Here is a 24,476-nt window from a genome sequence, read left to right as displayed (position 1 = left end):
AGCATACTCGTTATCTATGAACTTCGGAAAACTACAGTGCAATTCCTGCAAATCGAGGGAACTTGGATATGTCTACAAGTGCCTACCCCACTCCTTGCTCCCGCAGCACTGTACGCACCCACTCTTTATCCTCTTGACGCAGAGGCATGGGCGGCTCCGCAGTGTAGTCCACCAACGCCCAGTAACGACCCTCCCGATACACCCGGTTCAATACCTCCTGCAGGTCTATCACCACATCCGCGTCGCCCTCCGCCAACGGCACACTCACCCGCGGCAACCGGTCCCGCAACGACCACAACCACACCCACGCAGTGCCACCTTCCCAGCCCGCCTTGTGCAAACACACCACGTAGTCCCACTCCCGCTGCACCAGCAACCCGCGCGGCACCAAAACCGTATGCTCCCCCACGTGCAACAGGTCAATCTCCATCAGGTGCGTGGTACTGCGGATGAGGTCGCGCTGCTTTTGCAGATACAACTCCCTGCCCTGCGCGCCGGGCGTCTTATTGGCAGGGCTGAGCAGTTCAATCACGGTAACCAGTTCGCGCCTGCCCTTGCGGATGGCGTAAATCTGGATGAAGGGTTCGCGCACGGGGTAAGGGTGCAGTTCCACCTTCACGGGCGGGTCTGCCAGCGCGACGGTTTGCGCCGCTGGTGGGCTGCCTGGAGAGCCAACGGGGCGCGAGATGGTCACGTCGGGATAAATCACCCGCGCTGTATCCGCACGCTCCACATACACCCGCTCATCGATGTCGGCGGCATAGCCTTCAGGAAGGGAAACGTTCAGCTCATCCGCAAGGTATGTAATGAATCGGTGATGCACCCCCGACCACAGGCGCGGGTCTTCCAGATATGGGTTCATGCCAGGAAACGGGTTCTCGGTCATCAGCAGCCCACCAGCCTCATTATACTCACTCTCAAATCATAGACGTGATGCCCCACGAAAGCGTCAAAGATAGCCCTACCAACACCCATGCCCACCACTTCCACCTGCGCGTCGTGAACACCTGCAGAAGCAGCACCGCCCCCATGATGGTCAGCAGTTCCACCGCAACCCGACCCTGCGGGTGATTTTGGGGTTCACCCAGTACGCCCAGATAGGTGCCCGTCGCCGACAGCCCCGTCAGCATCAGCAGCACTGCGCCTAACCGCTCACCAGAACGAAGCTGCGCTCCTACGGTGATCAATGCCAGCATCGCGCCCAACAATCCTGTTAACTCCAGACCGATAGGCATCCATCGCGCCCATTGCGCCGTACCCAATACCACCGTGAAGAGCGGTATCAGGCAGGCAACATACAGGGGTACATACCAGTGTGCCACCTGCCCGAACTGTGGGCGCGGCGGCAACACCTCCAGCTGTACCGGTATCACAATGCGATGTCCTCCATTGAGGAATTGTACCGTGTCCGCCAGTTTGCCCTGCGCAGAGACCATGCTCGTGTCGGCGGTCAGGGTAACCACCTGCTGTTTGCGGCGTAAGACGGTGGGATGCACATACAGCCATCCCGGTTGCGAGACCAGCTGAGCGTCCAGCGGCTTCCTGTTGGTGGAACGCACCGACACCTTGGCCATACACCGCTCTCCCTGACGGACGGGACCCAGCAGTACCTCCTTTGGCTCCAGACGGACGATGGAAGGCTGTGGGCTATGGGGTGTCCCGCCTGCGTGCTTCCGTTTCTGCTGCACGCCATACGCCTGCGATGAGACGAGGGCGATGGTTTCCCCGTCCTCTGCCGGTAGCAACGCGCGCACCTTGCGCAGGGCATCCGCGAACTCGCTGGCGGTGGCGTAGCGGTCTTCCTTGCGCTTTGCCAGTGCGCGGTCTATCACTGTCTGCAAAGCCGCGGGCACATCGGCTACGGACTCCTGTAAGGGCGACGGCTGCTGTTTCTGCACCGCCTCCTGCCACGAGAAGGGGTTCTTCGGATTGGCGGCGTTAAACGGGCGGCGACCAGTCACCATCTCATACAGCGTCACTCCGACCGCCCACAGATCCGAGCGATAGTCGGAATGCTCTTCTTCTTCGAAGTCCTCGGGCGCCATATACACGTAGGTGCCCGCTCCGCCCGCATATGAGCCTGTGCCCAGAATGGTTGCCAGCCCGAAGTCCACCAGCTTTACCACGTCGTCTTTGCGTATCAGGATGTTACCCGGCTTGATGTCACGGTGGATGGTGTGGTTCTGATGGGCGTAGTCCAGAGCGTCCAGCACCTGAATCGCGATGTCCAGCGCCTTCGAGACAGGTAGTTTGCCCTGCTGCCGCAGCAGTTCCTGCAGGTTGACGCCGGGCACATACTCCATCGCGATGAGGACTTTGCCGTCCACCTTGTCTACGCTGTGCACCTGCACGATGTTCGGGTGACGCAGGCGGTCCAGCAGGCGCGCCTCTTCCAAAAACCGCTCCATATCGCCCGCCTGCACGTTAATCTCCTTCAGCGCGACCTGTTTGCGCAGCAAGGTGTCCCACGCGAGGTAAACGATGCCCGTCGCGCCGTAGCCCAGCACGTCCACACGCTCGTATTTACCGATGGGGCTGAGAGCCATTGTCGGTTCCCTCTGGTATGGCGCGGAAGACGGTCAGCCTGCCCGCATCGATGACGTATACTGAGCCGTCCGAACCCACTGCCAGCGCCGCTGGTCGCTTCAGCTTACCCTGCCCGATGCTTCCCAGCAACGCCCCGTCGGTACGGTACTTGAGAATGCGTCGACCGGTGCGGTCGCACACATAGAAGTTGCCCTGTGGGTCGGTTGCGAAGTAGACCACATCGGGCTTGATTTCGGGGTTTGCTGCCGCGCTGAAAGGCTGGCTGGAAACCGTTAGCAACTTCCCCTCCGGCGAGATGCAAAGCACTCTGCCCTGCTCGCTCATGGCGTAAATCCTGCCCTGCGGGTCGACGGTTAAGGGTGCGCCGCGCAGCGGTTTGTTCAGCAGAACCTTCGGCTCAGCGTAACGCAACCGGGCAAGGTCCAACACTGGCGGGGGCGGCGGCAGCTGTGGGGCGGGTTTCGGTTTTCTGACAACGGATACCCATGCCAGCACGCCTGCCATTATTAAGACCACCACAATCCCAATCGCCGCAGGCCGAGGCGAGATGCGCTTTACCCAGCGGGCTACCTGCCGGAGAGGGTCACGAACCGTAGGCAGTTCGGAGACCGTCTGCAGCTCTTCATCGTCGGATGAAGCGGCTATCTCGCGCATGTCTGCTGCCAGCAACACGGTGATATTATCCTGTCCCCCCTGTGCGTTGGCGGCTTCAATCAGGCTGCGACAGGCGCGTTCGGGGTCGCGACGGTGTTTGCGCAGCAGGCGCACTATCTCCTCTTCCCACACCATATTCGTCAAGCCGTCGGTGCAAAGCATCAGCACATCGCCCGACTCCACCCGCGTGGAAACTACATCCGGCGTGTAATCCACACTGGTGCCGACGGCGCGCGTGAGCATGTGCCGAAAACGGCTGTGGCGAGCCTGCTCAAGGCTCATACCTCCGGCGCGCACCTGCTCGGCGACAAAGGTATGGTCCTCCGTGAGGGGCAGCAGCTGTTCGCCGCGAAGGATATACGCCCGGCTGTCCCCCACGCTGGCTATCCACGCCTCCGTGTCCCGGACCAGCGCCATCACGAGGGTCGTGCCCATACCTTCGTACTCGGGATGCTCTTCTGCGCGTTGCTGGATGGAGATATGCGCCGCTTCCACCGCAAAACGCAGCAGGGAGGAGGCGTCCACATACCTCGCGTTGTTCAATATTGCTTGCGATGCTGCCTCTACCGCCGCACGACTGGCAACCTCCCCGGCGTTACGTCCACCCATGCCGTCCGCAACGATGAGCGCAAAGTCGTACGCACCACGCAGCTGCGCCGAATTCAATATGGCGTAACTGTCTTCGTTATGCGCTCGCACTTTGCCCACGTCTGTGGCGGCAGCAACCTGCCAGAGAGGTTTCTTTCCCGTCACCAGGCTTGCCATTCGTCTACTCCACATCCTGTCGAATAGTCCACGCTACGTACAGCACAAACAATACCAGCGCTGCCAGCAGCACAAACCGAAGCAATCCCGCCAGCACGTTCATGGCGTTGCCTCGACATCGAAGCGTAGAATCGTTTTGCCTACGACAATGAGGGCGCCGGGCTGCAGAGCCAGTGGCTTGCGCGGGGTGAGAATCTTTTCGTTCACGGCGGTGCCCGATGTGCTGCCCAGGTCCTCTATCTGCCACTCGTTGCCGTTCCAGCGAATCACCGCATGGCGCATGGCAACATCCGGCTCTTCGATAACGATGTCCGCCGTCAGCGCACGCCCGATTAACGCCTCGCTGGGCAGAGGGATGACCTCCTCCTGGGGAGTGTCCGGATACAATGTCAGCGTGGCTGCGGGGCGTGCTACCGTCTCTGCTACAGCGGATGTGTCCTGCTGCTGGGAGGGCGGTTCGCTGCTTTCAAAAACGAGCATCGTCTTGCCCAGGCGGATGCGGTCGCCGGAGCGCAGCACCCTGTTGTCCACCCGCTGCTCGTTGACAAACAGCCCGTTGGTGCTTTGCAGGTCATAGATGACATAGTTGCCTGCGGAGGCGTCCCACTCAATTCGTGCGTGTCTGCGGGACACCTGCTGGTCGCCGTCCAGCACCAGGTCGCACCCTGCATTGCGTGACCGCCCGATAATGACCGGACGGTTCGCCAGCGACAGCAACACGTTGCCGTCCGCGCTTTTCAGCACGGCGCGCGCGCCCATGCCCGTTGCCACATCGGTGGTGGCAGTAAAGGGCACGCTGGCGACGTTAGTTGCCTCTTCCGGTGGGATAAACTGCGGAGACGGCGTTACCAATGGCAGGGGGACAGACGGGTCGAACTTCGCGGTAATGCGCAGCGCCTGCCTCGGCGCGTTTGCAGGTGAAACCGGCTGCGCCACCACCTCGCACACGATGCCCCCGCGCAGGCGATAGCCCTCCTCCTGCAGCTCCTGCCACAGCGCATCCGCCAGCTCCTGCGGTTGCAGGAAGGTGAGATGGGCATCCTGTTCTTCCGGGTTCTGCAGGGCGATTTCCAGCCGGTAGCGGTTGGGCACATACATCTCGCCATCCAGCCCCTCGATGCGGTGCTCCTCTGCCGCAATCACCAGCCGACGCAGCACCTCGCGCGGATGCAGCTCGCCGCCCGCGCCGAACAGCCCCTCGTACCAGCTGCCAAACAGTGTGTTGATGCGCTCGAACAGCCTGCGCACGTGGTTCTCACCTTCCTGCAAGGACTGCTTTCCATTATATCCTTTGCCGCACAGGGCGTCAACGTTTGCGATACTCCAGCAACAGTGAACCCGGCGCGCGGTCTATCCGAACCAACAAACCTTGCAGGAGATCGCTGCCGCTCGCCTGACTTACCGTGTGGCGCAGGTTCTCGTCCGTCATGCGTATTTCGTAAGTTTCTTCTGGGTTCAGCGCACGCAGGCTGATCGTCTGCTCGCGCGGCCAGCAACGCGCCCTTCGGAAGACCAGCGCAATGCCCGCATCCTTCTCTGGCAGGTGGAACTGGTAAGCCATCCACGCATCGTCGGCGGTGCTGTAGGGCGTCAGGGGATAGAAGTCGCCAAAGAAATAAGCGCGCACACGGCGAAACTCCGCCGCCAGTGCCTTTGCCCGTCCGCTGGGGAAGCGGTGCCCAGCCTGCCACGTGGCTTCTGGCGGCAGCAACCCCCGGCACTCCTCATCGGGGGCAGCGTTCACCCACGCTTTCCACAGCAGTAAGCCGTTGTTCATCGCGCTGCGCAGGAGGTAGGCGTCGGGATAGCCGCATACGGAGCTGGTAGTGGGCAGGTAGCGACTGATGCCCATGGTGTGGCACTGCTGACTGACGGGCTCGAACGACATGTAATCGGTGCGCCACAGCGCCACACTGCGCGAGACGGTCTCCAAATCAATACGTCTGCCTCCAGAGGCGCAATTGTCGATAAGCAGGTCAGGGTGGCGTTCTCGGAGGGTGTCCCACAGCGTGTACAGTCCCTCCACATAGCGTATCTCGGCGATGCCCTGCCGGTCGGGGGCATCGTGGGCTCGCCAGTATGGTAGCGGCTCGATGTTGAAATCGTGGCGGTAAATATCGATACCTTCTTGCACAATCATTTGCGACAGATGTTCGGTAAGCCAACGCACGGCATCGGGGTTGCCGAGGTTCAGCAAGCCGTTGGGTTCGTTGGGAAGGCGCAGCACCCAGTCAGGATGTTCGCGGTCAATCCAGGTGCTCCGAAAGACGCGCTCGGGCTCAAACCACACCAGCAGCCCCTTCATGCCCACCTCTCGCACGCTATCGGAGAGCGGTCGCAGTCCGCGTGGAAAGGCGTCCTTACGCGGGAACCAGTTGCCCACGCCGTCAGGCCATAGCCCCTCGAACCAGCCCGCGTCCACCCAGAAATACTCCACCCCAAGGGGCGCGAACTGCTGGGCGAGCTCAATCTGGTTCTGCTCGGTGGCGGGGTTCGCCCACTCTGGAGGTCCACAAAAGGTGCAGGTGAAGGGTAGGGTCACCGGCTTGCCTCGACGTTGTGGCACGTGGTGTCGCAACAAAAAGCGGCGCAACCGGTTGAACCCCACGAACTCGTCCTCGCCCTGCCAGAAGAGCAATAGGATACGCGGTGTGCGTATCGCTTCGCCAGGGTGCAGCTTCAGGTGCGTCTGTTCCATACCAGACCGCAGGCGCAGTGTGTTGCCGTCCTCCACCCAGAAGTCTGCCGCCCACTGCCCCGACCAGCCGATGGCGAACGCGACTCCACCGTCGTCCGTTTGCAGGTTGAAGAAGGGCAGGGCAACGGTGTTCGAGGATCGCCCTCCCACCGGCGCAAGGTGCACCGTTTTGCCGGGCGTCAGGTCGTCCACCAGTGGAGCAAAGTCGTCTTTCTCTGCACTGCTGCCCCGTGCCCGGTGCAGCTTCCAGTGGGTTGCGCCCGAAAGCGCGGTGTCTATCGCTTGCAGATTCGCCAGAACAGGGCTCTCCTGCGTGCTGGTGTTGCGAACCCGCAGGAGCCACTCGATGGCGGGGAAATCCGCAAACAGCGTGCATTCGCATTCCACCTGCAAGCCCGTGGCAGGGTCCGTGTAAATGAAGGTGTGCAGAGTACGCGAACGAGCAGGGCGACGGCTGTGATGTTGAAGTTGCCATTGAGGCAAGAGTTCTGCGGACGACCTGTTCCCATACTGAAACGAAAACGGCGGCACCGCCCCAGCGGCGAACTGAGCGAACATCCACTCCTGAACCTCGTCCGGGTCAGTCATGGAAGCTACCAACGAGCGCATGGCTTTGATTCCTCCTGAAAACGGATTTTCGGTGGAGTGATTCCTCACCGGACCGTGTGCTCCTGCACGCGGTTTGAACTTCTGAACCCGCCTGATTACGGAACTTCACACCGCCTTAACATTGCTGGAGGTATAATGAAATTTAGTTAGTGGCGCGGGTTGCAGAATCAAACTGGACAACCACGATTAAACGCGCGGGAGGAGGCAAATGGCATCTTCTACACTGTCACGGCGGGAACTGTTGCAGGCAAGTACGGTAGCCCTGTTCAGCGGTGGTTTGCTGGCGCGGCAATCGTCAGCGCAAGGGCGTTCGCGAGCTCCCAAAAACATCATCTTCATGGTCTCCGACGGCATGAGCATGGGCGTGCCATCGATGGCAGAGCCGTTCTCTCGGATGGCACGTGGCAAAGGCACGCGATGGTTCCAGCTCTTGCAGGACCCGGAGGCGGTTGTGGGGCTTTTCGAGACCAGATCGCTGGACTCGCTGGTGACCGACTCGTCGGCGGCGAGCAGCGCGTGGGGCAGTGGCTCAAGGGTGTTCAACGGAGCCGTCAACGTACTGCCCGACGGCACCAAACTGACCCCGATTGCACACCTGATGAAGCGGGCGGGCAAACGGGTAGGGCTGGTAACCACGACGACCATCACCCACGCCACCCCAGCCGGTTTCGCAGCGGTGACCCCCAACCGCGACGACGAGCATATTATCGCCACGCAGTATTTAGATTTGGTGGACGTGCTGATGGGCGGTGGACGGCGGTTCTTCGACCCTGTGCAGCGCGCGGACAAACGCGACCTTATTGCCGAATACCAGCAGAAGGGCTATGCCTTCTGGGAGAGACGGGAGCAGGTGACCGGGCGCGAACGCCCTGAAAAGGTACTCGGGCTGTTCTGGTCAGGACATGTGCCCTACACCATCGACCACAAGAACGACCCGCAAATCTGGGCGCAGGTGCCAACGCTGGCGGAGATGACACGTGCCGCGCTGGAAATGCTTTCCCGCTCCCCGAAAGGTTTCCTGCTTCAGGTGGAGGGCGGGCGTGTAGACCACGCCGCACATGCCAACGACCCCGCCGCCATCTTGTGGGACCAGCTCGCCTTTGACGATGCCGTGGCAGTAGCGCTGGAGTTCGTGCGCCGAAATCCCGACACGCTGCTCATCGTCACCAGCGACCACGGCAACTCCAACCCCGGCTTGAACGGCATGGGCGAAGAATACCGCGACAGCGAGAAGTGTTTGGAACGCATCACAAAGGCGAAGGGCTCTTACGTCGCCGTTCAGGAACAGCTGCGGAAGGCGGGTGCGCCCACTGCCGACAGGGTTCGCGAGGTCATCCGCGAAGTCATTGGTGTCGAAATCAGTCGTGAAGAGGCGGAGGTTATTGCCAATGTGGCTGCGGGTAAGCCTGCGCCGACACTCAACCGCGCCCATGCTAGTTTAGTCGGGGTGATGGGCGAGGTGCTGGCTAACTACTTCGGCATCGCATGGATTGGCACGCAGCACACGGGCGACTGGACGCTGGTGACCGCATTGGGGGCGGGAAAGGAGATGTTTGCGGGTATTCAGCCCCACAAGGAGGCTTTCCACCGGATGCTGAGGTTGTCCGGTATCTCCTTCCGCAACCCGGAGATGACCCCTGAACAGGCGAAACGCTATCTGGCACGTGCGCCCCGAGTACGCCCGGTACACTGGACCTAAATCCGTCTGCGCACGCACATCCGTTACTCTCAGCCGGTGGCTGCGTTCCGATGTGGCTGCCGGCTGAGACTTAAGCGCGGAAACGCCTTCAGACTCCATCAGGATATGACTTCGCATAGGAGTTCTCCCTCAGGAGCAGGAGATTCAACGTCTTGTAAAGAACCTGTTCTTCCCAAATGCGCCGGAGCGTGGGTTATGAGAACCACAGGTTCGCACCATAGCCCTGCTCCTGGTGGTGGAGAAATGAGTATGGATTAGCAGTGGGTTTCTATCAGGAGGGGCAATGGGAGCTTTTCTGGGCTTGTCGGCGGAGTGTGCGGGGCTGTCTCGCCCCATGTGCGACGATGTCACGCTCGTAGACCAGCTGCTGGGCGAGGTGCTTCAAGAGCAGGAGGGCGAAGAACTGTTGCAAGTCGCGCGTGTGCTGTACGAGGAAAGCGAGACGGAAGACCCTCATACCCTGATGGAGCGCATCCCGCAGTTGAGAAACCCCTACTTTGTGCGTCAACTGTTGCGGGCATATACCGTGCTGTTCCAGCTGCTGAACATGGTGGAACAGAAAGAGATTGTGCGGGTAAACCGCGAGAGACAACTGCAGGCCACAGGTGAACCTCGCCCCGAGTCGATCCGTGAAGCGGTGCTGCGTTTGAAAGAGAGCGGGATGACCGCCGAACAGATGCAGCAACTGCTTTACCAGCTGGACATCTGTCCCACCATTACCGCGCATCCGACCGAAGCCCGTCGTCGTTCCGTGCTGGACAAGCTGTACCGGATTGTGCAACACCTGTCGGAGCGTTCGCTTCCTCCGAGTGCTCCTCGGCTGGACATGCCTCTGGATATGGTGGGCGTCACCGAAAGCGAGCTGAGGCGTGCGCTCACTGCCCTGTGGCAAACCGATGAGTTCGGCTCCGCCACCGTCACCCCCTATGACGAGGTACGCAACGCCCTGTATTTTTTCCAGCACACGATCCTCGACGTGGTGGCGTGGTTGATGGAAGACCTGCGCACTGCCCTTCGACACGCTTATCCAGATACAGTTTTCGAGATACCTCCATTTATTCGCTTCCGTTCGTGGGTGGGTGGCGACCGCGACGGTAACCCCAAGGTCACTCCGGAGGTGACCTGGTGGACGCTGTTAATGCATAAGAAGGTGGTACTTCAGCACTACTTGCGCTGCGTTCGGGAATTGCGGCGCGAGTTGACCCAGAGCACACGCCTGGTGCCTGCGAACGAAGAGTTGTTGCTCGCCCTTGATGACGACCGCGAACAGTTCGCTCTGCCCGCACATATCCTGCACCGTCATGAGCGCGAGCCTTATGCGCTGAAGCTCTGCTTTATCGAGGTTCGCCTCCGTGCCACCCTGCGACACCTCAACGCGCTGACCGACTTCCACGCGGAGGGACCGTCGTTCGTCGCCAGATTTCCTGCCTATCAGAACAGTCAGGAGCTTCTGGCAGACCTGTTGCTGTTGCAGCGGAGCCTGCGCGAGAACCGGGCGCGTGCGCTGGCTGAAGAAGGTCCTCTGGCAAAGATGATTGCCCAGTGTCGGGTGTTCGGTTTCCATCTGGCAACGCTGGACATCCGCCAGCACAGTGATGAACACGCCAAAGTGATTGACGAGATTCTGGAAGTGGCGAAAGTCTTGCCAGGTGACACGCGCTATTCGGATTTGCCGGAAGAAGAGAAGGTGCGTCTACTGACCCGGGAGCTGTGCAATCCGCGCCCCCTGCTGCCTCGCGAATGGACAGGCACGCCGCACGCTCAGTCGGTGATGCAGGTGTTCGAGGTGATGAAGCACGCCCTTCGCTACATTTCACCCGACTCGGTGCGGGCGTACATCATTTCCATGACGCACGGCATCAGCGACGTGCTGGAGGTGTTGCTTCTGGCGAAAGAGGCGGGTTTGGTGTCCTGGCAAAATGGACATATGAAGAGCGATATCGATGTGGTGCCACTCTTTGAAACCATACACGATTTGAGCAACTGCCACACGCTGATGAAGCAGCTGTTTGGTAATCACGCCTATGAACACCACCTGCGGGCACGTGGTCACTTTCAGGAGATTATGCTGGGCTACTCGGACAGCAGCAAAGACGGTGGCTATCTGGCAGCGAACTGGTGGCTTTACGAAACCCAGGCTCGCCTGGCGGATACCTGTCGTAAAGCAGGAGTGGATTTCCGTCTGTTTCACGGGCGGGGCGGCACTGTCGGACGGGGTGGGGGAAGGGCGAACGTAGCCATTCTCTCGCAGCCTCCGGGAAGCTTGAACGGTCGCATCCGCTTCACCGAGCAGGGTGAAGTGGTCTCGTTCCGCTACGGTCTCATACCCTTTGCCCATCGGCATCTGGAACAGGTGGCACACGCGGTGATGCTGGCTACCGCAGGTCGCATCCGTAAGCGCATTCCGCGGCGCTGGTACTCGGCAATGGAAAGCCTTGCCAGACACTCCCTGCAGGTATACCGCGCGCTGGTGTATGAGGATCCGGATTTCTGGGCGTTTTACACCCAGGCAACGCCCATCTCTCATATCAGCCGACTGCCCATCGCCTCGCGTCCGGTGTTCCGCCCTCGAGCGGACACCGTCGGGCTGGAGAACCTTCGAGCCATCCCATGGGTATTCGCCTGGGTGCAAAGCCGGTATGCGATACCGGGTTGGTACGGAGTGGGCAGCGCGTTACAATGGTTCTGCTCCGAATCGCCCGACAACCTCGCGCTGTTGCAGGAGATGTATCGGGCGTGGCCGTTCTTCCGGATGATAGTAGACAACGCGCAGCTGGAGCTGATACGTGCTCACATGCCTACCGCACGGCTCTATGCGTCCAGGGTACAACCCGTTGATCTGGGACGGAGATTGCATCTCCTGATCGAAGAGGAATTTGAGCGCACGATGGACTGGATACTGCGCATTACCGGGCAAACGGAGCTGATGCAGAATGCGATGGTGGTGCGACGCACGGTAGACCTGCGCAATCCGGCGGTAATGCCCCTGAACAAGCTCCAGCTGGCACTGCTGGACATCTGGGAGAAACACGGGGAACAGGATGTACAGAGTGCCTGGCATGATGCTATCCTGCTGAGCATCGCAGGTATCGCCGCCGCCATGCAGAGCACAGGATAGCGTAGAGCGGGGCAGACACGGAGTTCTGCCCCAACGGTGTTGCACAGGAGAACGGCGATGCCGTTAAGAGGCAGGTTTGCTCTTCGGGTCACCGGGCAAAGTGCCTGCTTTCAGCTCGTTGCCGTTGGAAACCCCATCCTTGTCCGAGTCGACATTCTCGATGGACTTGAGAATCTCGGCGGTCAGGTCCTTCGTCTTCTTCTCCTGCATTGCCTTCTGAACGTCCTTGCCGTAGACGTTCAGCTCCTTGCCCTTGACGTGACAGGCCATGCACTTTGCTTTCGCCAGCGCGCTGTCTTTGGGGGCAGGGTACGTCTTGTTGAACAACACCTGCATCTTGGGTGTTGCCAGCGCACTCACCATCAGCCCCAGCGCAAGCAACGTACTCACCAGCATCCTCACTCTGTTCATGCGGTTACCTCCTTTGGGTGTCCTTCGTTGTTCGGCACAGCAAAGGGTTTGCCGTGACGCTCTACGGCTTACTCTTTGGGTCGCCGGGAAGCGTACCGGCCCGGATTTCGTTGACGTTCAAGACACCGTCCTTGTCCGAGTCGACCTTCTCAATAGATTTCAAAATCTCGGCGGTCAAATCCTTCGTTTTCTTTGCCTGCATCGCCTTCTGCACGTCCTTGCCGTAGGAGTTCAGCTGCGTCCCCGTCGAGTGGCAGGCATTGCAATTCGCCTTCATCAATGCGCTGTCTTTGGGCGGACGGTAAGTTTTGCGAAATGTTCCCAGATAAGCCGGCGTTGCCAGCACACCGACCATCAGCCCCAGAGTCAGTATAGTGGTTGCAAGCAGTTTCATTCGCACAGTGAGAGACCTCCTTTCGCACGTCGGGTGTTTTTCTCCTGTATTATGTCACACTCTGCCCCTGATTACCAAGTGCCCGCTTCGATGGATACCCTGCATTTCACACCTCTAAATAGACGCTGGGGCATGCGTCATTGTTCTGCAAATCTTCCGCTCCACAAAGGTTTACCTGATACCGATGGTGAATAACATTCATAATAAGAATAGAGGGCAAGGCGCTCATCGCCTTGCCACTATGGGTGAACAAGAGGCGTAGCCATGCAAGTGCAATTCCGTGACATGGAGGGTTCGCTGCCACAGGCAGCGCGCGAGTACATTGGGAAGAAGATAAGCAAGCTGGAGCGTCATTTCAAGAACTTCCGCACCGCCACCGTGGTGCACGAGGAGATCCGCGGCAGACACACCATCGAGATCACACTGAACGGCGACGGAATCACCCTGCGTGCGGAAGACAGCACCAATGACCTCCGTGCTACCGTAGACCGCGTGGTGGACAAACTGGAAGCGCAGCTGGCACGTTTCAAGGGCAAGCGCTTCCGCTCGCTGGCGAAGCGCGACCGGGAGGATATGTTGCACGCGGAAGAGATTACGCTGATGCTGGAAGCCACAGGGGAAGAACCTGCGACCGAGCCGGGTGAAGAGGAGGCTCCCCCCTTCCGCATCGCGCGCATCAAGCGCTTTACGCTGAAGCCTTCCACGCTCGAAGAGGCAGCGATGGAAATGGAGATGTTACAGCACGACTTCCATGTCTTTCTGGACATGGAGACGCAGGGGGTGCGGGTGCTCTACCGCCGCAGGGATGGAACCTACGGCTTGCTCATCGGGGAAGAGTAACGCTCTCCTGCTACTGTGCCGAAGCCCCTCCCGCGTGGAGGGGCTTTTTGTGCTACTGTTATAGCAATTTTGCGACTTGTGCTGTAAGATATACTCGATAAAAGCGTGGAAAGAGAGAGGCGACAACGATGACAGACAGCAAATCTCCGCTACAGCAAGCACGAGCATCGTATCAACCCAAGTTACCACCCGCTCTGCGTACGGGCAACATCGCCGTGCAGCTGGGTGAACCCACCGAACCGGCAACCGACAAGGAGGAAATCCGCAAACTCTTTCCGCTCACCTACGGTCAGCCCATCGCAACGCTGGTGGAAGGGAAGGGAGACCTCAGCACCAAACCGCTCAAGGTCGGGGTGGTGCTCTCGGGTGGACCTGCGCCTGGCGGACATAACGTCATCGCCGGGGTATTTGACGCCCTGAAAGCGGCAAACCCCGACAGCAAGGTATACGGCTTCCTGAAGGGACCCGCAGGCGTTATCAAGGGCAAGTACATCGAACTCACCGCCGATGTTGTCGACCAGTATCGGAACACCGGTGGCTTCAACATGATTATGACCGGGCGCGACAAGATCGAAAAGCCGGAAGAACTGGAAGCCTGCCGAAAGAACTTTGAAGAGATGGGACTGGACGGACTGGTCATCATCGGCGGGGACGACTCGAACACCAATGCGGCGGTTCTCGCCGAGTATTTGCGCTCCGTCGGTTCCTCCACCTGCATCATCGGTGTGCCCAAGACCATCGATGGCGACATGAAGAACGAGCTCATCGAAGCCTCGTTCGGTTTCGATACCGCCAGCAAGGTGTACGCCGAGCTGATTGGCAATATCGCCCGCGATGCCACCTCCGCGGTGAAGTACTGGCACTTCATCCGCCTGATGGGACGTGCTGCCAGCCACGTCACGCTGGAATGCGCCCTGCAGACCCACCCCAACATCGCGCTCATCTCGGAAGAGGTGCAGGCGAAGGGCATCACCCTGCAACAGATTGTGGAGCAAATCGTGGACTCGGTGGTGAAGCGGGCACAGGCGGGCAAGAACTACGGCGTCGCGCTGGTGCCGGAGGGACTCGTGGAGTTCATCGCCGAGATTAAGACGCTCATCGATGAACTCAGCGCGATACTCGGTCAGGAGGAAGAGTACATCCACAGCCTGCCCGACCATTCGGAGCGTGTGCAGTACCTGAGCAGCAAGCTCAGCGACCACAGCGCCCGAGTATACGGCTCTCTGCCTCAGGACATTCAGGAAGTGCTTCTGCGCCGCGACAGTCACGGCAACGTGCCTCTGTCACAGGTGGAGACGGAGCGGTTGCTGATTGACCTCGTCTCCGACCGCATCCGCGAGATGCAGGCGAAGGGCGAGGCGAAAGAGGTGAAGTTCAGTCCTCTGAGCCACTTCTTCGGCTACGAGGGGCGATGCGCTGCTCCTTCTAACTTCGACGCCGACTACGCCTACACGCTGGGCTACGCTGCGGCGCAGCTGATACGCGCCGGATTGACGGGTTACACCGTTTACGTGCGTCACCTGACCAGGAGCGCAGAGGAATGGGTAGCGGGCGGCGTGCCGGTGACGATGATGCTCAATATCGAGGTGCGCAAGGGCAAACCCACGCCTGTTATCCGAAAGGCGCTGGTGGACCTCAACGGCAAGCCGTTCCAGACCTTCGCCGCGCAGCGCGACAGGTGGGCGGTGGAGGACGATTATCGCTTCCCCGGGCCCATCCAGTATTTTGGTCCGAGCGAGATTTGCGACGCGCCAACGCTGACCCTGCAGCTGGAGCGCGGGTAACAGGTACCTCTTGGAGGGCGAGGCTCCCGCCGAGTCGTTCGCCAAGTGTTCGGCTCACCGGGAGGTTCGCCCTCCAGTTCATGAACCGATTGCCTATTGGAAGGCGAGGCTCCCGCCGGGTCCCTTACTCGTCCCCAATCAGCCCGAAATTGCGCACCAGAACGCCGAAATCGAACAGGCTGATCTCCTCGTCGCCGTCGAAGTCGGTGGCGGGGTCGAAGTGGGGGTCGCCACGAAACGCGCCAAACGCCGCCACCAGCCTGCCGAAGTCGAACAGGGTGACTTCATTATCTCCATCGGCATCACCACCCAGCAGGGATACGCTCAGCGTGCCACTGAAGGGCACATTGACACTGCGCGACACCCGGCGCAGGGAACGGTCTGCCTTAAACGCCACATCCCACGTGCCGACCGGCAGGGCGAGTTGCACACTTCCCCCTTCCGAGAGCGAAACCGTTTGCGTCTCCAGGGGTTGCGTATCGTCGGGCTGGCGTATCTCTACCTGCAGAGCCACCAGCGAGTAATCGCCCACGAAATCGGTGAGCGTGACGGCGCAGGCGGTGTTTGAACGGGGCATGGCGGGAGGAATGCCTGTGCCTATCGTGACGTCATCGAAGTAGAAATCGGTGGCGTTGCTGGCAAGTCCCCGAATGCGCACCGTCGTGGCGCCATACGCCGGGTTACGCGGTTCCGTCTTCAGCACGCCATCGACGATGAAGAGAACCTCATCAGGTTTCCAAAGCCAGATAGCGGCGTGATGCCAGCCCGCACTGCGGGCGGTACCGGCAAAGTTTGCCCATGTCGCCGCCCCACCTCCCTGACTGGCGAACGAGTCGGGCGGATAGTAGGCAGGGTCTGAAATGTCTCCTCGCACCTGATAGGTGTTGAGATTTGCCTTCGGGTCGAAGCTTGCCGCGCCCAGTGAAAACGAGGTCACCTGCCCGGTGGTCACTCCCGCTCCCACATCCAGTAACCCTGTGCTGTAATACAGCAGTTCCACCCAGGCGTTCGCCTGTTTACCTGCGGAACCGGTATCATAAAACCACCAGTCCACGTATGCCCCGACGCCCAGTGGCGCGGACAGGTTCAGGAAGTTGGCGCGGTGCGCACCCGCTTTCAGCCACAGGCTCTGGCTACCGCGTGCTTTTGCGTCGGAGGGCTGAGGCAGGTAAGGGTCGCCCGGGTAGGCTGGATGCACATAGGGATTGACGATGTGGACCAGCTGCAGGTTGGGAGGGGCAATCTGCCCGTGCCACACGTTGCGTGTTAGCCAGACAGCGTCGAACAGGTCGTTCGGGTTGTCATACTGTTCAAACTGCTGCTGACCCTGATAGCTTTCGAAATTGTCCGAAAAGACCACCTGAGCAGATGCACTGTTTATCCACAGGATGATCGATATCAAGACCATGGCGATATGCATGGCTACATCTCCTTTCCAAGGGTGCGCCGCGCGCGACTACATGATGGTTTGTCAGTCATGGCTGCTGTCATTCTGAGCGTCAGCGAAGAATCTCCGGGATGCCTCACCGCGTTCAGCATGACGATGGTCAGCATTGCTATTGGGCACCAGAATCTTATCACGCCATACCATCGCTGTCAAACTGGTATCTCTGCGAGTTTTCAGGTATCTTAATAACACCGAACAAGCGACGGCAGGATATGGAACAACCGGTACAGCAGAGCTGGAGCAGAAGAGGGATTGCGATGGGAGTGCGATGGCTGTGGATGCTCGGTCTGTGGTGCTATGTATCCACTACGGTGTGGGCGGCTGGCAGCAGTGTGCAGCTGATTGCCACCACCGTGCAGAACATTCCGGTGAAAATCATTCGCGTGAATATGAACGATGAAAACGTGAAGGTGACGGGCATGCTGGCGAAGCAGCAGCGTGGACGCACCGAGCCGCTGGAGAGCATGGTAGCGCGCGCCCGACCGACCGCAGCAGTTACCGGAACCTTTTTCGGTACGCGCTCCTATCTGCCTGTGGGTGATATCGTGATAGAGGGAAGAATGGTGCATTTCGGCGGTATCGGCACTGCGCTTTGCATCACTCCCGATAATCAGGTGGAGTTTGTGGATGTCCAGCGCAACCGCCGGGAGGACTGGAGCGCGTACAACTTCGTCATCCGCTCGGGGCCGCGTCTGGTGAGGGCTGGCAGAATCGGGGTGTATCCGCGTGCGGAGGGTTTTCGCGACAGGAACCTGCTCCGTCCGGCATGGCGGCTGGCGGTGGGCTTGACGCGCGAGAACCACCTGCTGTTTGTCGGCACGCGCAAACCCATCACGCTGAGGCAGATGGCGCTGGTCATGCACCGACTGGGCTGTGTGGACGCCATCAATCTGGATGCCGGTTCCTCCACCGGCATGTACTACCGCGGTCAGATATTGATGCGCCCCCTGCGTCGATTGACCAACCTTGTTCTGGTATACGAGAACCGCGAGCAATTTGAGCAACGGAAGTACTCGATACTGCCCCTGCGCATCAGGCGGTAGTGCACCGTGAAGCCTTCGCCTCGGAGGGCGAGCCTCCTGCTGAGCCGTAAACCCTTCTCCCCACCCGCGGGGAGGTCGCATGCGGATTCGGCTCACTGGGAGGTTCGCCCTCCACCTGTGCTACGGTATCTCGTTACGCTCCAGCGGGCGCGCCGAGGGGATGATTTCCGCAAAGGCAAAGGAGCGACGAACGTCCAGCAGGCGCGCTTTCACCCGTTGCCCCGCGTATTCTGCGCCGTCCGTGAGGTCCAGCAGGAAGCCGTCCGTCCAGCCGATGAATTTCAGGTTGCCGTCCGCAGCCAGCGAGGACGGTTCCACCAGACACTCTACCACCTGCGCGCGTCGGAAGCCCAGCCAGGAACGGTCGAAGTCTGCCATCGTGCCCGGTCGGATATCGTAGCTCTCCACGTGTCTTTCCGGGTCGCTGCGCACATAGATAGCGCAATGCAGGGCGTGTTCCAGTTCATCCACGTTTTCGCCCTCGGGACCGATAATCAGCTCCGCCACCTTCGGGTGCGCGATAACGAGGTAGGCTTCGGCGTGCTCGGCGGTGGCGCGGCGGGTGAGGTCTCGCTCGATGTCCAGACTGACCGATTCGGGAGCGATGATACGCCCCCGCCCACCACAGTAGGGACACGGCTCCATCAGAAGCTCCACCACCGACTCGCCCGTTCGCTTGCGCGTCATCTGCACCAGCCCCAGCGGGCTGATGTGGCTGATTTTGGTGCGGGCGCGGTCGCGTTTCAAGGCGCGTTCCAGGGTGCGCATCACCTGCTGGCGGTCATGCGCGTTGCTCATGTCGATGAAGTCGATGACGATAATCCCGCCCAAATCGCGCAAACGCAGTTGCCGTGCTACTTCCTCGGCGGCTTCGATGTTCGTACGCACGATGGTGTCTGCCAGACTGGTGCTGCCCGTAAACTTGCCCGTGTTCACATCGATGGTGGTCAGCGCTTCGGTTTCGTCTATCGTCAGGTAACCGCCCGACTTCAGGTACACCTGCCGCTTCATGAGGCGGTCTATCTCCTGCTCGATGCGGAAGTGGTCGAAGATAGGCTCGTCCTTGTCGTACAATTCGATGCGAGACTTGAGTTTGGGCGCAAAGCGACCGGCGAGCTCCACTGCCTTCTGGAACTCCTCCGGGTCGTCAATCACCATACGGGTTGTGTCCGAGCTGAAGATGTCGCGTACCGTCTTGAACAGCAGCGAGTAGTCTTTGTGAATCAGCGCGGGCGCTTTCGCCTTGCGGGCGGTCTCCTGAATCTTGCTCCACTGCTCCAGCAGCCACTCGATATCCTGCAGCAGTTGCTCTTCACTCTTGTCTTCCGCTTCGGTGCGGATAATCAGCCCGAAGCCCTCCGGGCGCAGTTCGCGCCCCAGCCGTTTCAGTCGCTCGCGCTCTTTGGGGTCGGTGATTTTGCGAGAGACGCCCAGATGCTCGCCTTCCGGCGTCAGCACCACGTACCTGCCAGGCAGGGTAATCCGTGTGGAGACGCGGCAACCCTTCGTGCCGCGCGGTCCTTTGGTGACCTGCACCAGTATCTCCTGTCCCACGCGCAGGATCTCCTTGATGTTGCGGTTGCGCAGGGCGGAACGACGCATCGACGCGGGGGCAGGGGTTTCTTCGCCGCTTTCGGGCAGGATATCGCCCACATACAGAAACGCATTGCGCTCGAGCCCGATATCCACAAAAGCCGCATCCATGCCGGGCAGCACGTTTGCCACACGCGACTTGTAGATACTGCCCACGATGCGCTCTTCGCGCTCCACATGCAGCTCCATGAGACGGTCGTCTTCCAGCACGGCAATGCGCGTCTCACGGCTGCCCACGTTCACGATGATTTCCTTTTTCATCTGCCTGCCTCACCTCCTTTCCGAGGCTGTTTTCCACCGTTGCCACTCTTGCGGGGTGTTCAGGTTGACGAAGCACTGCCCGTCGGCATCGAAGCGGCGTATGACCTCTTCCTGTGCCCACTGCAGTATACCCGCCTTCTCCATTTGCTGCAGGACGCGCCACATGGCGTACTCCCCCTCCCGCAGGCTCGACTCTAAGAAGGGTGCCGCCTCGGGAAGCCACGCCGCGTGCAGAGGTTGCGCCTGCCCCAGCCAGCGCGGCACATGTACCGCGGCGCCCGCCGCGTTCTCCACTAACCACCTGCCGAACTCCACATGCACGAAGGGCATATCGCAGGCGCATACGAAGCACGGTTGCTGCAGATGGTGCAGGGCAGTCAGTATGGCTGCGGCTACACCTGCGCCCGGTTGTTCATCCGGTACCCACTCCACGCCGGGCGCGGTGACCCACGCCGCCTCTCCGCCAATCACCACTACCTGCGAGAAGGCGGTCTGAAGACGGGTCGCCACATACTCCAACAGCGGACGCCCTTGCCATTGTAGCAACGCTTTGGGCGTGCCCATCCGCCGGCTACTGCCCCCTGCCAGTATCGCTGCTGCTCCCGGTGCGTTCACGCCTATCGCAAAGCGGAGTCTGTTTCTGGAAACACCTTCACCAGCCGCACCGCCACCGCGGGGAAAAGTAACCACTCGCCCTTGTCGTTCTCGATGGCGACCCAGTTGTTGGCAATGGCGCGGAGAATGCCCTCGTCCTTGTGCTCAGCGCTGCCAGAACGCGACCAGACCTGCACGCGCCTGCCGATGAAAGAGTTCGGCGTCTGCTGCATGTTAACGCACCTTGCTTCCAACAGGTACAGGCTTGTCAGGCGTCAGCAGGATGGCTTTACCGTCCACTTCCGCCGCCAGCAACATGCCCTGCGATGGCACGCCGCGAATGGTGGCGGGTTGCAGGTTGGTCAGCACCACAATCTGCCTGCCGATGACATCCTGTGGGCTGTAGGTCTCGGCGATACCAGCCACCAGCGTGCGCTCCTCTCCGCCGATATCGACGGTGAGTTTCAGCAGTTTGGACGTGTTCGGAACGGGTTCCGCCGACTTCACCTCGGCGATTTTGATTTCCAGCTTCTGAAAATCCTGAATGGTAATCAGGTTGCTCTGCTCCATGTCGGTCTCCTTTTCCATCTTCACTGTCACCGCTTCATCCGTAATGCGCGGGAACAGGGGCTGTGGCTGCTGCACGCTCGTGCCCGGTTGCAACCGCCCCCACACGCTTTCCGCCTGCCAGCTCGCCTGCACCGCCGGCGTATCGATGCCCAGCTGTTGCCAGATGCGTGCCGTCGCCACTGGCATGGTGGGTGCCAGCCACAGGGCGCACAGCCGTACTCCCTCCAGCACATCATACAGCACGCCCTGCGCACGCTCGGTCTCGCCGTTGCGGTAAAGGCTCCACGGTGCCTGCTCATCCAGATACTTGTTCAGGCGCGACACCATCCGCCAGATTTGCTCCAGCACGCCGTTGAGACGGAAGCGGTAAACCTCTTCCTCAATGTCCCTCTCGATGTCCGCCGCCAGCTGCGCCAGTTCCGCGTGGTGTTCGAGCGGTTTGGGCACCCGTCCCTGCGCGTAGCGCCAGACCATGTTCAGCGTGCGATTGAGCAGGTTGCCCAGGTCGTTGGCAAGGTCGCTGTTATAGCGTTTGCGGAAGGATTCCTCCGAGAACTCGCTGTCCAGCCCGAACTGCATCTCGCGAATCAACAGGTATCGCTCGGCGTCCACCGCGAGTTCGAAATCCGCTCCCGACCACGCGGCGATATCCTTCGCCAGCTGCACCGGGTGGGGCAGGTTGCCTTTGGACTTGCTCCCCTTCTCGCCGCCGATGGTCCACCAGCCATGCCCGAAGATCCGCTCCGGCACAGGCAGACCCAGCGACATCAGCATGGCAGGCCAGAGGGTGGCGTGGAAGCGCACGAAAATCTCCTTGCCCATCAGGTGCACGGCGGGCCAGAGCTGCCGGTAGCGTTCCATATCTTCGGGCCAGCCGGTGGCGGAGACGTAGTTAATCAGCGCGTCGAACCACACGTAGATGACCTTATCCGGCTCGCCGGGCACGGGGATGCCCCAGCCCGGGTTGGCGCGGGTGACGCTCTGGTCGCGCAGCCCCTGCTTGATGAAGGCGATGACCTCGTTCTTGCGAAACTCCGGCTCCAGCCAGTCGGGATGCTCTACGATATATTGCAGCAAGCGGTCCCCGTAGGCGGAAAGGCGGAAGAAGTAATCCTCTTCCTGCACCCACTGCAGAGGGCGACGGCACTCGGCGTTGGGGCACAGTTTGTCCTCGCCCACATCAGACGGGGCGAAGAAGGTTTCATCCGACACGCAGTACCAGCCTTCGTAGATGCCCTTGTAGATATCGCCCTTTTCGCGCATCCGGCGGAAAAACTCCTGCACCACGCGCACATGGCGTGGCTCGGTGGTGCGGATGAAGTCATCGTATTCGATGTGCATCACCTTCCATGCCTGCTGGAACTCGGCGGCGAGCTCGTCCACGAACTGCTGCGTGGGCACGCCCCGCTCCTGCGCGGCGCGGTGCACCTTGATGGCGTTCTCGTCGGTGCCGGTGAGGAGCCACACCCTGCGCCCGCGCATCTTCTGGTAGCGCGCCAGCACGTCCGCTGCCAGTGTGGTCAATGTGCTGCCGATGTGTGGCGAACTGTTCACGTAATAAATCGGGGTAGTCACATAGTACGCCTTTTCACTCCCCATAATGTCCATTATCTCCTTCTTCCGGTTCGCGTGCTTCTTTTGCTTCCGCTAACACCTGCTGAGCCTGTTCCAGTTGGTCCTGCGGTACCAGGATTTCCATTCCCCATGTGACGTAAACGTGTCCCAGCGTGCGTACAAACACCTTCACCCCTGCGCTGCGCAGCAGGTCTACAATGATGTTACCCTCCATCACGTTCGGGGTGGAGTACAAAAGCACCCATTGCTGGCGAGAGTTGTGGCGCATCTCACGTCTCACAGGAAGGACAACGCCCCGGTTCGCAAAACGGAGGCGGATTGCCTCCCGTGCATCTGTCGCATCCGATCACACCCATATCTTTGCTCACCTTCGGCGAGAAAAACAGCGAGATAAGGCGCGATACTTCCGTTGACCCGCACTGGGGACAGGTCACCCCGGAGACATCGGTGCTGGAAAACCTCTGCTCGAACTTCTGACCGCACCCTTTGCAGCGAAACTCATAGATAGGCATCGGTATCCGGCACCTCCTCGTCGACGATGGGCTCTTCTTCCACCACTTCGACAGCACCGCCAGCAGCGCAGGCGCAACCGGTCACCTGTTTCTCCCACTGTAACTCCGATGCGGCATAAGTGATGATTGTCCCATCGGGAAACTCCACCATCACCTCTTCCTTAAGGATGTTCAGGTCGCTCACGCGCCCCTCTCCGCGCGGGGTCTGCACGGTGTCGCCGATTCGGGGCAAGCGCGACCGGGCGTCCTTATACATGTCATGCTCGTATTGCAGGCAGCACATCAGCTTGCCGCACACGCCCGAGAACTTCACCGGGTTCAGGAACAGGCTCTGGTCCTTCGCCATCTTCATCGAGATGGGTGTGAACTCCTTCAGGAAGGTGCTGCAACACAGCGTCAGTCCACACGGACCGATGCCGCCCATCATCTTCGCCTGGTCGCGGGGACCAATCTGCAGCAGCTGGATGCGCGTGCGGAAAGTGGCGGCGAGGTCCCGCACCAGCTCGCGAAAGTCCACACGGTTCTCCGCCACGAAGTAGAAGGTGAGCTGCGTGCGGTCAAAGGCATACTCACAGTGAACCAGCTTCATCGGCAAGCCGTGTTTGGCTATCTTGTCCCGGCAGATGCCGAAAGCCTCTTTTGCCATATACAGGTTTTGCCTGTACTGTTCCAGGTCTTCGGGGGTGGCTGGGCGCAGGATGGGCTTCAGCGGTGCCTGCAAATCCTCGTCGACGACCTCGCGCGGAGGGATACGCACCGTGCCCATCTCCTGACCGCGTGCGGTCTCCACGATGACCTTATCCCACTCCTTCAGTTCGTACCCTGCCGGGTCAAACCAGTACGAGCGCGCCACGCGCTTGAAAGCTATTCCAACCGCAATGGGCATCGTTCCCCCTGTGATGGTAAAGACTGCTTGCATTTTCATTTTAACATAATCAACAGGTGCAGGCAAACGGTGGTCAAACGAATGTCTGCCTTCCTGTAGCCGCAGGTTTTAGACTGCGATAGGCTTAACGCCCCCCTGAAAGAGTTCGGCTACGCGAGGTAACCCGGCGATTACAGGTGGCGGGCAACGCAGGAACAAAACCTGCTGATGCCGGTTTCCAGCCTCCCAAGAAGGATTGTTTTTCAGGTTGTCCGTAACTTCCAGATGCTGGACGGTATCTTTCTCGAACATCCCCGCAAAATCCCTTGCCAAACACGCTGACCCTGTGATATACTGTCTCCAAAGAACCAAATGAAGAAGGGGGAACCATCATGAACCGTGTTCGCAAACGCTTTGTGACCAAACCCCTCGCGTTGGCTCTTTCTGTTGTATTCCTGCTTACAAATGCGAGGGGGTAACCACGCTTAGTAACGTCC

20 protein-coding genes are annotated in these 24,476 nt (G+C 60.1%); 5 read left to right on the top strand and 15 right to left on the bottom strand.

The window, feature by feature from the left end; translation table 11 throughout:
* Positions 1–82: 82 nt before the first annotated feature.
* The 5 genes from K6U75_11010 to K6U75_10990 form a co-directional block, all read right to left on the bottom strand.
* Positions 83–886, bottom strand: a complete 804-nt coding sequence (locus K6U75_11010) for a DUF4058 family protein (protein MCL6475567.1) — start codon at positions 884–886, stop codon at positions 83–85.
* A gap of 31 nt (positions 887–917) precedes the next feature.
* Positions 918–2,546: a serine/threonine protein kinase gene (locus K6U75_11005; protein ID MCL6475566.1), complete on the bottom strand. Its 1,629-nt coding sequence runs from the start codon at positions 2,544–2,546 to the stop codon at positions 918–920.
* Positions 2,524–3,966 carry a Stp1/IreP family PP2C-type Ser/Thr phosphatase gene (locus tag K6U75_11000; GenBank protein ID MCL6475565.1) on the bottom strand — a complete coding sequence of 481 codons (1,443 nt, stop codon included), beginning with the start codon at positions 3,964–3,966 and terminating at the stop codon, positions 2,524–2,526. The genes K6U75_11005 and K6U75_11000 overlap by 23 nt, the downstream gene beginning before the upstream one ends.
* A gap of 99 nt (positions 3,967–4,065) precedes the next feature.
* Positions 4,066–5,214, bottom strand: a complete 1,149-nt coding sequence (locus tag K6U75_10995) for a DUF3662 and FHA domain-containing protein (GenBank protein MCL6475564.1) — start codon at positions 5,212–5,214, stop codon at positions 4,066–4,068.
* Positions 5,215–5,272: 58 nt separating this feature from the next.
* Positions 5,273–7,273 carry an alpha-galactosidase gene (locus K6U75_10990; GenBank protein ID MCL6475563.1) on the bottom strand — a complete coding sequence of 667 codons (2,001 nt, stop codon included), beginning with the start codon at positions 7,271–7,273 and terminating at the stop codon, positions 5,273–5,275.
* A gap of 208 nt (positions 7,274–7,481) precedes the next feature.
* Here K6U75_10990 and K6U75_10985 point away from each other — a divergent pair, with 208 nt between their 5' ends.
* Together K6U75_10985 and ppc are read left to right on the top strand one after the other, a co-directional pair.
* Entirely contained in the window at positions 7,482–8,972 is a 1,491-nt protein-coding gene (locus K6U75_10985; protein ID MCL6475562.1) for an alkaline phosphatase, read from the top strand.
* A gap of 283 nt (positions 8,973–9,255) precedes the next feature.
* A complete protein-coding gene (ppc, locus tag K6U75_10980) occupies positions 9,256–12,090 on the top strand; it encodes a phosphoenolpyruvate carboxylase (protein MCL6475561.1) in 2,835 nt (944 codons plus the stop codon).
* 63 nt (positions 12,091–12,153) lie between these two features.
* Here ppc and K6U75_10975 read toward each other — a convergent pair whose 3' ends face one another.
* Together K6U75_10975 and K6U75_10970 are read right to left on the bottom strand one after the other, a co-directional pair.
* Positions 12,154–12,501, bottom strand: a complete 348-nt coding sequence (locus K6U75_10975; protein ID MCL6475560.1) for a hypothetical protein — start codon at positions 12,499–12,501, stop codon at positions 12,154–12,156.
* A gap of 61 nt (positions 12,502–12,562) precedes the next feature.
* Positions 12,563–12,901, bottom strand: coding sequence for a hypothetical protein (locus K6U75_10970; GenBank protein MCL6475559.1), 339 nt, complete (start codon positions 12,899–12,901; stop codon positions 12,563–12,565).
* Positions 12,902–13,159: 258 nt separating this feature from the next.
* On the opposite strand from K6U75_10970, the gene raiA reads away from it, so the two are divergent.
* Positions 13,160–13,735: a ribosome-associated translation inhibitor RaiA gene (gene raiA / locus K6U75_10965; GenBank protein ID MCL6475558.1), complete on the top strand. Its 576-nt coding sequence runs from the start codon at positions 13,160–13,162 to the stop codon at positions 13,733–13,735.
* 128 nt (positions 13,736–13,863) lie between these two features.
* Positions 13,864–15,519 (top strand): diphosphate--fructose-6-phosphate 1-phosphotransferase, encoded by a 1,656-nt coding sequence (locus K6U75_10960; protein MCL6475557.1) that lies wholly within the window; start codon positions 13,864–13,866, stop codon positions 15,517–15,519.
* Between the two features lie 124 nt (positions 15,520–15,643).
* Here K6U75_10960 and K6U75_10955 read toward each other — a convergent pair whose 3' ends face one another.
* A complete protein-coding gene (locus K6U75_10955) occupies positions 15,644–16,939 on the bottom strand; it encodes a hypothetical protein (protein MCL6475556.1) in 1,296 nt (431 codons plus the stop codon).
* A 284-nt stretch (positions 16,940–17,223) separates the two neighbouring features.
* On the opposite strand from K6U75_10955, the gene K6U75_10950 reads away from it, so the two are divergent.
* Positions 17,224–18,009 (top strand): phosphodiester glycosidase family protein, encoded by a 786-nt coding sequence (locus tag K6U75_10950; GenBank protein ID MCL6475555.1) that lies wholly within the window; start codon positions 17,224–17,226, stop codon positions 18,007–18,009.
* 120 nt (positions 18,010–18,129) lie between these two features.
* Here K6U75_10950 and K6U75_10945 read toward each other — a convergent pair whose 3' ends face one another.
* Genes K6U75_10945 through K6U75_10915 form a run of 7 tightly spaced genes read right to left on the bottom strand, consistent with a single transcriptional unit; the run spans position 18,130 to position 24,000 of the window.
* The gene (locus K6U75_10945) at positions 18,130–19,863 is read right to left on the bottom strand and encodes an Rne/Rng family ribonuclease (protein ID MCL6475554.1); all 1,734 of its coding nucleotides are present in this window, start codon (positions 19,861–19,863) and stop codon (positions 18,130–18,132) included.
* A gap of 9 nt (positions 19,864–19,872) precedes the next feature.
* Positions 19,873–20,478 (bottom strand): molybdenum cofactor guanylyltransferase, encoded by a 606-nt coding sequence (locus tag K6U75_10940; GenBank protein ID MCL6475553.1) that lies wholly within the window; start codon positions 20,476–20,478, stop codon positions 19,873–19,875.
* A 2-nt stretch (positions 20,479–20,480) separates the two neighbouring features.
* Positions 20,481–20,690: a hypothetical protein gene (locus K6U75_10935; GenBank protein MCL6475552.1), complete on the bottom strand. Its 210-nt coding sequence runs from the start codon at positions 20,688–20,690 to the stop codon at positions 20,481–20,483.
* A gap of 1 nt (position 20,691) precedes the next feature.
* Positions 20,692–22,626, bottom strand: a complete 1,935-nt coding sequence (gene metG, locus K6U75_10930) for a methionine--tRNA ligase (GenBank protein MCL6475551.1) — start codon at positions 22,624–22,626, stop codon at positions 20,692–20,694.
* The gene (locus K6U75_10925) at positions 22,616–22,870 is read right to left on the bottom strand and encodes a DUF2007 domain-containing protein (protein ID MCL6475550.1); all 255 of its coding nucleotides are present in this window, start codon (positions 22,868–22,870) and stop codon (positions 22,616–22,618) included. Before K6U75_10925 ends, metG begins: the two co-directional genes overlap by 11 nt.
* Before the next feature lies 1 nt (position 22,871).
* The gene (locus K6U75_10920) at positions 22,872–23,114 is read right to left on the bottom strand and encodes a zinc ribbon domain-containing protein (GenBank protein ID MCL6475549.1); all 243 of its coding nucleotides are present in this window, start codon (positions 23,112–23,114) and stop codon (positions 22,872–22,874) included.
* Positions 23,101–24,000, bottom strand: a complete 900-nt coding sequence (locus tag K6U75_10915) for a stage 0 sporulation family protein (GenBank protein MCL6475548.1) — start codon at positions 23,998–24,000, stop codon at positions 23,101–23,103. Before K6U75_10915 ends, K6U75_10920 begins: the two co-directional genes overlap by 14 nt.
* Positions 24,001–24,476: the final 476 nt, after the last annotated feature.

Source organism: Bacillota bacterium (assembly GCA_023511455.1).
Taxonomy (GTDB): domain Bacteria; phylum Armatimonadota; class HRBIN16; order HRBIN16; family HRBIN16; genus HRBIN16.
Note: the sequence above shows the minus strand (reverse complement) of the source record. Positions and strands in the feature narration are given on the sequence as shown.

What these genes read in the sequence shown, in the direction of transcription:
- K6U75_11010 (MCL6475567.1), bottom strand. Translation starts at nt 886, where the DNA reads ATGACCGAGAACCCGTTTCCTGGCATGAACCCATATCTGGAAGACCCG.
- K6U75_11005 (MCL6475566.1), bottom strand. Translation starts at nt 2,546, where the DNA reads ATGGCTCTCAGCCCCATCGGTAAATACGAGCGTGTGGACGTGCTGGGC.
- K6U75_11000 (MCL6475565.1), bottom strand. Translation starts at nt 3,966, where the DNA reads ATGGCAAGCCTGGTGACGGGAAAGAAACCTCTCTGGCAGGTTGCTGCC.
- K6U75_10990 (MCL6475563.1), bottom strand. Translation starts at nt 7,273, where the DNA reads ATGCGCTCGTTGGTAGCTTCCATGACTGACCCGGACGAGGTTCAGGAG.
- K6U75_10985 (MCL6475562.1), top strand. Translation starts at nt 7,482, where the DNA reads ATGGCATCTTCTACACTGTCACGGCGGGAACTGTTGCAGGCAAGTACG.
- ppc (MCL6475561.1), top strand. Translation starts at nt 9,256, where the DNA reads ATGGGAGCTTTTCTGGGCTTGTCGGCGGAGTGTGCGGGGCTGTCTCGC.
- K6U75_10975 (MCL6475560.1), bottom strand. Translation starts at nt 12,501, where the DNA reads ATGAACAGAGTGAGGATGCTGGTGAGTACGTTGCTTGCGCTGGGGCTG.
- raiA (MCL6475558.1), top strand. Translation starts at nt 13,160, where the DNA reads ATGCAAGTGCAATTCCGTGACATGGAGGGTTCGCTGCCACAGGCAGCG.
- K6U75_10960 (MCL6475557.1), top strand. Translation starts at nt 13,864, where the DNA reads ATGACAGACAGCAAATCTCCGCTACAGCAAGCACGAGCATCGTATCAA.
- K6U75_10955 (MCL6475556.1), bottom strand. Translation starts at nt 16,939, where the DNA reads ATGCATATCGCCATGGTCTTGATATCGATCATCCTGTGGATAAACAGT.
- K6U75_10950 (MCL6475555.1), top strand. Translation starts at nt 17,224, where the DNA reads ATGGGAGTGCGATGGCTGTGGATGCTCGGTCTGTGGTGCTATGTATCC.
- K6U75_10945 (MCL6475554.1), bottom strand. Translation starts at nt 19,863, where the DNA reads ATGAAAAAGGAAATCATCGTGAACGTGGGCAGCCGTGAGACGCGCATT.
- K6U75_10935 (MCL6475552.1), bottom strand. Translation starts at nt 20,690, where the DNA reads ATGCAGCAGACGCCGAACTCTTTCATCGGCAGGCGCGTGCAGGTCTGG.
- metG (MCL6475551.1), bottom strand. Translation starts at nt 22,626, where the DNA reads ATGGGGAGTGAAAAGGCGTACTATGTGACTACCCCGATTTATTACGTG.
- K6U75_10925 (MCL6475550.1), bottom strand. Translation starts at nt 22,870, where the DNA reads ATGCGCCACAACTCTCGCCAGCAATGGGTGCTTTTGTACTCCACCCCG.
- K6U75_10920 (MCL6475549.1), bottom strand. Translation starts at nt 23,114, where the DNA reads ATGCCTATCTATGAGTTTCGCTGCAAAGGGTGCGGTCAGAAGTTCGAG.
- K6U75_10915 (MCL6475548.1), bottom strand. Translation starts at nt 24,000, where the DNA reads ATGCCCATTGCGGTTGGAATAGCTTTCAAGCGCGTGGCGCGCTCGTAC.